Below are 7,950 nucleotides of genomic sequence, written 5' to 3' on the forward strand. Positions count from 1 at the left end.
GGCCTCGCCCCGGCTCAACGCGTCGGCCGCCTCGGCCCGGCGGGCCTCGGCGGTCGCGATCCGGCTGGCCAGATCGGCCCGCTTGTCCGACAGGTCCCCGGGAACGGCGACGGCTTGCGCCAGTTCCTCCTCCGCGGCCTGCTTGCGCTCCGTCAGGTCCGCGCCGCGCTTTTCAGCCGTCTCGAGGCGGTGGCGCCAGCCGCTCAGCTCCTTGGCCACCTCTTGCGCGCGCTTGGTCCGCGCCTCACCCTCCCGGCGCAGCTCGTCGTGGGCCGACCGCTTGGTCATCATCGTCATCCGCGCGGCCTCGACGGCCAGCTTGACCTCTTCAACCCCGGCGCGGGCGGCGTCCAGATCGCCCAGATCGCCCTGTGCCGCCTCCGCCTCGGCCAGCGCCTTGCGCGCGGCCAGCGCCTCCGCCTCGTGGCGCGTCACGGCAAGGCCCAGCGACTCCAGCCGCGACTGCGCGAGGTTGCGATCCGCCTCCGCCCGGCTCAGCGCCCGGTTCGCCTCGTTCACCGCGGCATCGGCGGCGCGGCGCGCTTCCCGCGCGCGCGTATCCGCTTGCGTGAGCTCCGACAGGCGCGCGCGCAGCGCCTCGTGCGCCGCCGATGCGCCCTCGGCGCGGGCCGTGGCATGGGCGAGTTGCTGTTTCAATTCCTCCAGACGATTGAGCTGTTCCAGCCTCAGCGCGGCGGCCGAGGGCGCGTCCTCGGCCCAAGACCGGTAACCGTCCCATCGCCACAGGTCGCCTTCCATGCTGACCAGCCGCTGACCCGGCTTCAACGCCGCCTGCAACCGCGGCCCGTCCCCGGCGTCCACCAGCCCGATCTGCGCCATCCGCCGCGCCAGCACCTCGGGCACGGTCACCTGCGATGACAACGCCACGACACCCTCGGGCAATGGCTGCGCGGCCGGGTATCCGGGCAACTGGGCCCACCCGGTCGGGCCGTCCGCCTCGACCTCCGGGGCGCGCAGATCATCGGCCAATGCCGCGCCCAAGGCCTTTTCATAACCCGGCGCGACATTGAGCCGGTCCATGATCTGTCCACCCGCGTCGGTGTCCCGGTCAACGAGCCGGGCCAGCGCCGAGACCTCCGCCGACAGCGCGTTGACCTCGCCTTCGGCTTCAGACCTTTCGCCCCTCGCCTCGGCCTCGCGTGCCTGCGTCTCGGCGCGCGCCGCGTCGGCCTCGGCCAGCGTTTCCTCGGCATTGCGCGCGGTCGCGACAGCCTGCGCCTCCGCCGCCTGCGCGGCCTCGTATTCCCGCCCCGCCTTTTCCAGCGCGGCCTGCGAACCCTGCGCCGCCTCGCGTGCCTGCGCGGCCTCGGCTTCAGATTTTTCCAGTGTTTTTCGGTTGTCAGCCACCAGTCGCTGCGCGGATTGGTGCCGGGCCGACAACCGCGCCACATCCTCGGTCAACTGGCTCAGGTCGGTTTCGCGATCCTGCAGGATCTGCGCGGCATCCTTGGCCTCGGCGGCGGCGGCCTCCAACTTGGCCACATGGCCCTGGGCGGCCTTCTCCAGTTCGGACGCCTCCCACTCCAGCTTGGCGATAGTTTCACCGGCATCGCGGTTGAGGCTTTCCTCACGCTCGATGTCATGGGCCAATTGCTCGATCCGGCGCTCCAATGTCTCGATCCGGTCGCGCGCGGCGCTCTCCTGCTCGGCCAGCGTGTCCCGTTCGACCTGCAAACGCTGCAGGACGGCCGCCGCGATCGCGTCTTCCTCGCGCAGGGGTGGCAATGCCTCGTCGGCCGTCATGCGCCGCGAGGCCGCATCCCGCGCTGCCGCTTCGGCCTGCGCGGCGGCCGTGGTGCGCTCCTGCAACCCGGCTTCGGCCGTTTGGCGCGCCGCGTCGGCCTCCTTCCAGCGGCGATACAGCAACAACCCCTCGGCCTGCCGCAACGCCTCGCCGATCTCGCGGTAGCGCGCCGCCTGCTTGGCCTGCCGCGCCAATTGCGCAAGTTGACCGGCAAGCTGCTCGATCACGTCTTCCACCCGCGCGAGGTTCTGCTCGGTGCCCTTCAGCTTCAACTCGGCCTCGTGCCGCCGCTGGTACAGCCCCGAAATGCCCGCCGCCTCTTCGAGTATGCGGCGACGCGCCTTGGGCTTGGCGTTGATCAGCTCGGCGATCTGCCCCTGCCGCACGAGCGCCGGCGAATGCGCCCCCGTCGAGGCGTCGGCAAACAGCATCTGCACGTCCCGCGCTCGCACCTCCTTGCCGTTGGCCTTGTAGGCACTGCCGACATCACGCGTGATGCGGCGCACGATGTCGAGGTGATCGGACTCGTTGAACCCCGACGGCGCCAACCGGTCGGCATTGTCGATGTGGATGCTGACTTCCGCGAAGTTGCGCGCCGGGCGCGAGGCCGCGCCGGCAAAGATCACATCCTCCATGCCGCCGCCGCGCATCGCCTTGGGCCGGGTCTCGCCCATGACCCAACGCAGCGCCTCGAGCAGATTCGACTTGCCGCACCCGTTCGGTCCGACGACACCGGTCAGCCCGTCCCCGATGTGCAGGTCCGTCGGATCGACGAAACTCTTGAACCCGGTCAGTCTGAGTCTGGTGAACTGCACGAAGCCCCCGGCCCGCATGATTCAACTTGGTACCGGATTAGACGAAGCCTGAACGCGCCTGTCAACGGCGGTACCCCGCATATCGCCTGTACAAGCCATTTATCCACAAGATATTGCGAATTTTCCGGGGCTCGCGCGGTATCTTGCCGGAGCGGTCAAGCCTTTTCCCGGTCGTCGCAACAGGCTGCCAGACGCGGGATCGACGCCGCAGCGGGCCGTTTCGATGTCGCAAATCACCTTGACGGTCGCGGCGTCCGCCGCCATACCCGTGGTGCAAGGTTCCCCGTGATGGTGCAAAGCGCCTCGGGGATGAAATGGGAATGACGTGACGGCGGACCCATCCCGGGCGCCCATGCGTCAGCCGCCCCCGCGACTGTATGCGGAGAGCGTGCACCACAAAGCCACTGGGGCATGCACCCCCGGGAAGGCAGGTGCCCGCAACGACCCGCGAGCCAGGAGACCAGCCTCGCATCGGGCGCCCGCGCCCGACCCGGAAACAACGGACGGGGTGATCCGTTGGGGGGAAGCCAGGTATGGACCACGCCTGATGGCCCCTCACGATACCCCCTTCAAACAGAACAACCCGAAGGGGACAGTAAAATGAAAAAGATACTCGCCATAGCAACCGCCAGCGCCATCGCGACGCCCGCGCTTGCCCACCATCCGCTGGGCGGCATGACCATGGAAACCTTCAGCCACGGCCTTCTGTCGGGTTTCGGTCACCCGGTTCTGGGCTTCGACCACATGTTTTTCGTCATCGCGATGGGTGTCGCGGCGCTCTTTACCGCGCAGCGTTACCTCGCGCCGGCAGGCTACATCGCCGCGATGCTCGCAGGCTGCGCGCTCATGTATGCCGGGATCGGCCTGCCGATGAAGGAAGCCGTCATCGCCCTGTCGCTGCTGGCCGTCGGCGGTGTCGTGCTCTCCGGTCGTGCCCTCGGCGCGGGAACGGCGGTCGCGGTGTTCGCGGCGTTCGGTCTTTTCCACGGGTCCGCCTTCGGCAACAGCATCGCCGCGCAGGAAGGCGGCGTGAACGTGGCCGTCCTCGGCGGGTACCTGATCGGCCTCGGCGTGATCCAGTACGCCATCGCGATCGCCGCCGGCTGGGTGACCGAGAAGGTGCTGGGCGCACGCGAAGCGGCTGCCGTGAACGCCCGCCTCGTCGGGGCGACTGTCGCCGGCGTGGGCCTGTTCCTGACGCTGGAAATCGCCGAAGGTCCGCTCGTGGCAATGATCTCGGGCTGACGGGTCACGCATTTCCGAGGGCGGCCCCGGTGGGCCGTCCTTTCCATTTTCAGCTTTCCAACTCCACCAGGTACCGCAATGAACAACAGCAAGATACCCGCGACCGTGGTCACCGGTTTTCTGGGTGCCGGCAAGACGACGCTCATTCGTCACATGCTGGAAAACGCCAACGGCCGCCGCATCGCGCTCATCATCAACGAGTTCGGCGACTTGGGCGTGGATGGCGGCATCCTGAAGGGATGCGGGATCGAGGGCTGCGCCGACGACGACGTGATGGAACTCAGCAACGGCTGCATCTGCTGCACCGTCGCCGAGGATTTCGTGCCGACGATGAAAAAACTGATCGAACGTGACGACACGCCCGATCACATCGTCATCGAGACCTCCGGGCTCGCGCTGCCGCAACCGCTGGTCCGGGCGTTCAACTGGCCCGAGATTTCGACACGCGTCACCGTTGACAGTGTTGTGACGGTGGTCGACGGCAAGGCCGTCAGCGATGGCCGTTTCGCGCATGACACGGCCGCCGTGGACGCGCAGCGTGCCCAGGACCAAAACCTTGATCACGAAACACCGCTGTCAGAACTTTTCGCCGATCAGGTCGCCTGCGCCGACATGATCGTCGTCAACAAGGCCGACCTGCTGTCGGACGACGATTCGGAAGCTCTCCTGACCCGGCTCAAGACGGACAGTCGCGACGGGGTGCAGGTCGTCAAGTCCACGATGGGGGCGCTGCCGGTCGACGTGCTGCTCGGGCAAGGCAACGGGGCCGAATCCGACATTTCCGCACGGCACGAGCTGCATCACCATCATCACCACGACGACGATGATGATCATCATCACCATGATCACGATCACGACGAATTCGAGAGTTTCGTCGTCACCCGCTCGGAAATCACCGATCCGGCGGCCTTCGCCGAGACGCTGGCCGACGTGATCAGGGCGCACGACATCCTTCGCCTCAAGGGCTTTGCCGCGGTATCGGGCAAGCCCATGCGCCTCACCCTTCAGGCCGTCGGGCCGCGGGTGGACAGCTATTTCGACCGGCCCTTCGGCACCGACGCGCGCGAGACGCGCCTTGTCGTGATCGGTCAGGCCGGGCTCGACCGCGCCGCGATCGAAACCGCGCTCTGTGCCTGATGCTCATCGTGGAACCGGCCGACCCGCGTGCGCCCGCGGCGCGCGCGCTGCTTGCGGCAAGCCATGACCTGATGCGCGCACTCTTTCCGCCCGAGGACAATTATTTCCTCGATGTCGAGGCGCTGGCGGCGCCCGGCGTCCATTTCTTTGCCGCGCGCGACGGCCACGAAACCCTCGGCACCGGCGCGCTCACCGTCGAGGACGGCTATGGCGAGGTGAAATCCATGTTCACCGCGCCCGAAGCGCGCGGTAGGGGCGTGGCCGACGCGATCCTGCGCCAGATCGAGGATCAGGCCCGCGATCTCGGGCTGCCGGCACTGCGTCTCGAAACGGCCGAGACGCTGGCGGCCGCGATTCGCATCTACGAACGCCACGATTTCAAACGGCGCGGCATCTTCGGCACCTACGCGCCGAACGAAACAAGCGTCTTCATGGAAAAGCCGCTGGGATAGGGCACGCCCCATGAGACGGTTTCATGCCGCCATGGGCTGCCGCGTCATCCCGGCCAAGCGAAAGGCACGATCCTGATGCACCTTCTCGCCGCCACCCCCGGCGCCATAGACGACGGGACGGAACCTGTCGACCCCGGCCAGACACCGGCCGACGTCGTCTTCGTTTCCGCGGCCGACACAGAGCTGGCCGCGCTCAGCACCGCGCGCGGCGAGATGGCCGCGCCGCCCTCCCTGCGCCTCGCCAACCTCACCCACCTGCAGCACCCGATGTCGGTGGACCTGCATCTGGACAACTGCGCCACGCAGTCCCGGCTGGTCATCGCACGGGTTCTGGGGGGCACCGGCTACTGGAAATACGGAGTCGAGCAATACGCCGCGCGATGCCACGAGGCGGGCGTCCCGCTCGCGCTGCTGCCAGGCGACGACAAGCCCGACGCGGAGCTGCGCCGCCTTTCCACCATTACCGACGAGGATTACGACGCGCTGTGGGCCTACCTCGTCGAAGGGGGGCCGGAAAACGCCACCGGTTTCCTTGCCTACGCAAAGGCCATGCTCGACGGCACCGACAAACCGGCAGCGGCCAGCCCGCTGTTGCGCGCCGGGGTGTACTGGCCCGGCGCCGGCGTGGCCGACATCGGCGCGGCCCGCGCGGCCTGGACCGAGGGGCAACCCGTGGTTCCGCTCATCTTCTACCGCGCGCTGGTACAGGGTGCGGGGCTCAACCCTATTAACCGCCTGACGAAATCTCTCCTGCGCGCGGGGCTCAACCCGCTGCCGGTTTTCGTCGCCTCGCTCAAGGATCCGGTCTCGACCGCCACGCTCGATCACCTGTTCACCGCGGCGCCACCGTCGGTCATTCTCAATTGCACGTCCTTCGCGGTGGGCTCCCCGCATGAAGGTGACGACGGCCCGCAAAACCCGCTTACCCTGTCCGCCGCGAACGAGGCGCCGGTTCTGCAGGTGGTGCTAGCCGCCTCGTCCGAGGAGGCATGGCAAAGCGGCCTCAACGGTCTCTCGGCCCGTGACATCGCGATGAACGTGGCCCTGCCCGAGGTCGATGGCCGCCTGTTGTCCCGCGCGGTCAGCTTCAAGGACGAAGCCTTCTTCGACGACGCCACGCAATGCCCCGTCGCGACCTATCGCGCGCAGGGCGACCGTGTCGAATTCGTTGCGCGTCTGGCGGCCAACTGGGCCCGTCTGCGCCATACGCCCGAGGCCGACCGTCGCGTGGCGCTCGTGCTCGCCAACTACCCCAACAAGGACGGCCGCCTTGCCAACGGTGTCGGGCTCGACACGCCCGCCGCCACCGTCCATGCCCTGTCCCTGCTCGGCGAGGCGGGCTATCGCGTCATGGACCCGCCCGCCGACAGCGACGCGCTGATGCAGCGCCTCATGGCCGGGCCCACCAACTGGCTGACGGACCGCGCAGACCGGCAGGGCGGCGTGCAGATGTCCATGGCCGATTACCAGATCGACTACGACCAACTGCCCTGGGCGCTCCGCGAGGCCGTCGAAAGCCGCTGGGGCCCACCCGAAAGCGACCCGTTCCATATCCCCGGTGAGGTGGATTGCGGGCATTTCGCTCTGTCTGTATTGCAGTTCGGCAACGTGGTTGTCGGCCTGCAGCCGGCACGGGGCTACAACATCGATCCGACCGACACCTACCATTCGCCCGACCTGGTGCCGCCGCACAACTACCTGGCCTTCTATTTCTGGCTGCGTAACCAGTTGCGCGCCGACGCGATCGTGCACATGGGCAAGCACGGCAATCTCGAATGGTTGCCCGGAAAGGCGCTGGCGCTGTCATCGGAATGCTGGCCCGAGGCGGCGCTCGGCCCCACGCCGCACGTCTACCCGTTCATCGTCAATGACCCAGGCGAGGGCACGCAGGCCAAGCGGCGCGCGCAGGCGGTGATCATCGATCACCTGACCCCGCCCCTCACCCGTGCGGAAACCTATGGGCCCTTGCGCGATCTCGAGGCGCTCGTCGACGAGTATTACGAGGCCGCGGGCGTCGACCCCCGCCGGATCGAGCATCTGCGCCGCGAAATCCTGTCACTCACCGCCACGACAGGGCTGGACAAGGATGTCGGCATGGCCGGCGAGGACGAGGAAAGCGACCTCGCGAGGCTCGATGCCTATCTTTGCGAGCTGAAGGAGGCGCAGATCCGCGATGGCCTCCATGTCTTCGGCCAGTCGCCTGCCGGGCGGCAGGCCACCGACCTCGCCATCGCGCTCGCCCGCGTGCCGCGCGGACAGGGCGAGGGCGGCGACGCCTCGCTCATTCGCGCGCTGGCCGATGACCTCGGCCTCGGGTTCGACCCGCTCGACTGCGACATGGCCACGGCGTGGACGGGGCCACGCCCCGGTACATTGGCCGAGCTGGACACGGCGCCGTGGCGCAGCACCGGCGATACCGTCGAACGGCTGGAGATCCTCGCCAGCGGGCTCCTGCGGGTACTGGCCAGTACGAAGGGCTGCAGGCCCTCCACGAGAAATACAGCGCGCGCGGCCTTGTCGTGCTGGCGGTCCCGTC

The 7,950-nt window shown here is 68.1% G+C and carries 5 protein-coding genes and 1 riboswitch; of the genes, 4 read left to right on the top strand and 1 reads right to left on the bottom strand.

Features of this window, described 5'->3' with window-relative positions; all coding sequences use genetic code 11:
* Positions 1-2,580, bottom strand: a 2,580-nt coding sequence (locus ACH107_RS27350) for a chromosome segregation SMC family protein (protein ID WP_412508842.1), incomplete at its 3' end; no start/stop codon positions are given.
* Between the two features lie 259 nt (positions 2,581-2,839).
* A riboswitch (cobalamin riboswitch) is annotated at positions 2,840-3,064 on the top strand.
* 116 nt (positions 3,065-3,180) lie between these two features.
* Between ACH107_RS27350 and ACH107_RS27355 the strand changes: the two genes are divergently transcribed.
* The 4 genes from ACH107_RS27355 to cobN form a co-directional block, all read left to right on the top strand.
* The gene (locus ACH107_RS27355) at positions 3,181-3,825 is read left to right on the top strand and encodes a HupE/UreJ family protein (RefSeq protein WP_412508843.1); all 645 of its coding nucleotides are present in this window, start codon (positions 3,181-3,183) and stop codon (positions 3,823-3,825) included.
* A 78-nt stretch (positions 3,826-3,903) separates the two neighbouring features.
* The gene (gene cobW, locus ACH107_RS27360) at positions 3,904-4,962 is read left to right on the top strand and encodes a cobalamin biosynthesis protein CobW (protein WP_412508844.1); all 1,059 of its coding nucleotides are present in this window, start codon (positions 3,904-3,906) and stop codon (positions 4,960-4,962) included.
* Positions 4,962-5,414 carry a GNAT family N-acetyltransferase gene (locus ACH107_RS27365; RefSeq protein ID WP_412508845.1) on the top strand — a complete coding sequence of 151 codons (453 nt, stop codon included), beginning with the start codon at positions 4,962-4,964 and terminating at the stop codon, positions 5,412-5,414. The genes cobW and ACH107_RS27365 overlap by 1 nt, the downstream gene beginning before the upstream one ends.
* Before the next feature lie 75 nt (positions 5,415-5,489).
* A partial coding sequence (gene cobN / locus ACH107_RS27370; RefSeq protein ID WP_412508846.1) for a cobaltochelatase subunit CobN occupies positions 5,490-7,950 on the top strand: 2,461 nt, incomplete at its 3' end.

The sequence above is a fragment of the Roseovarius halophilus (ex Wu et al. 2025) genome, from assembly GCF_047086965.1.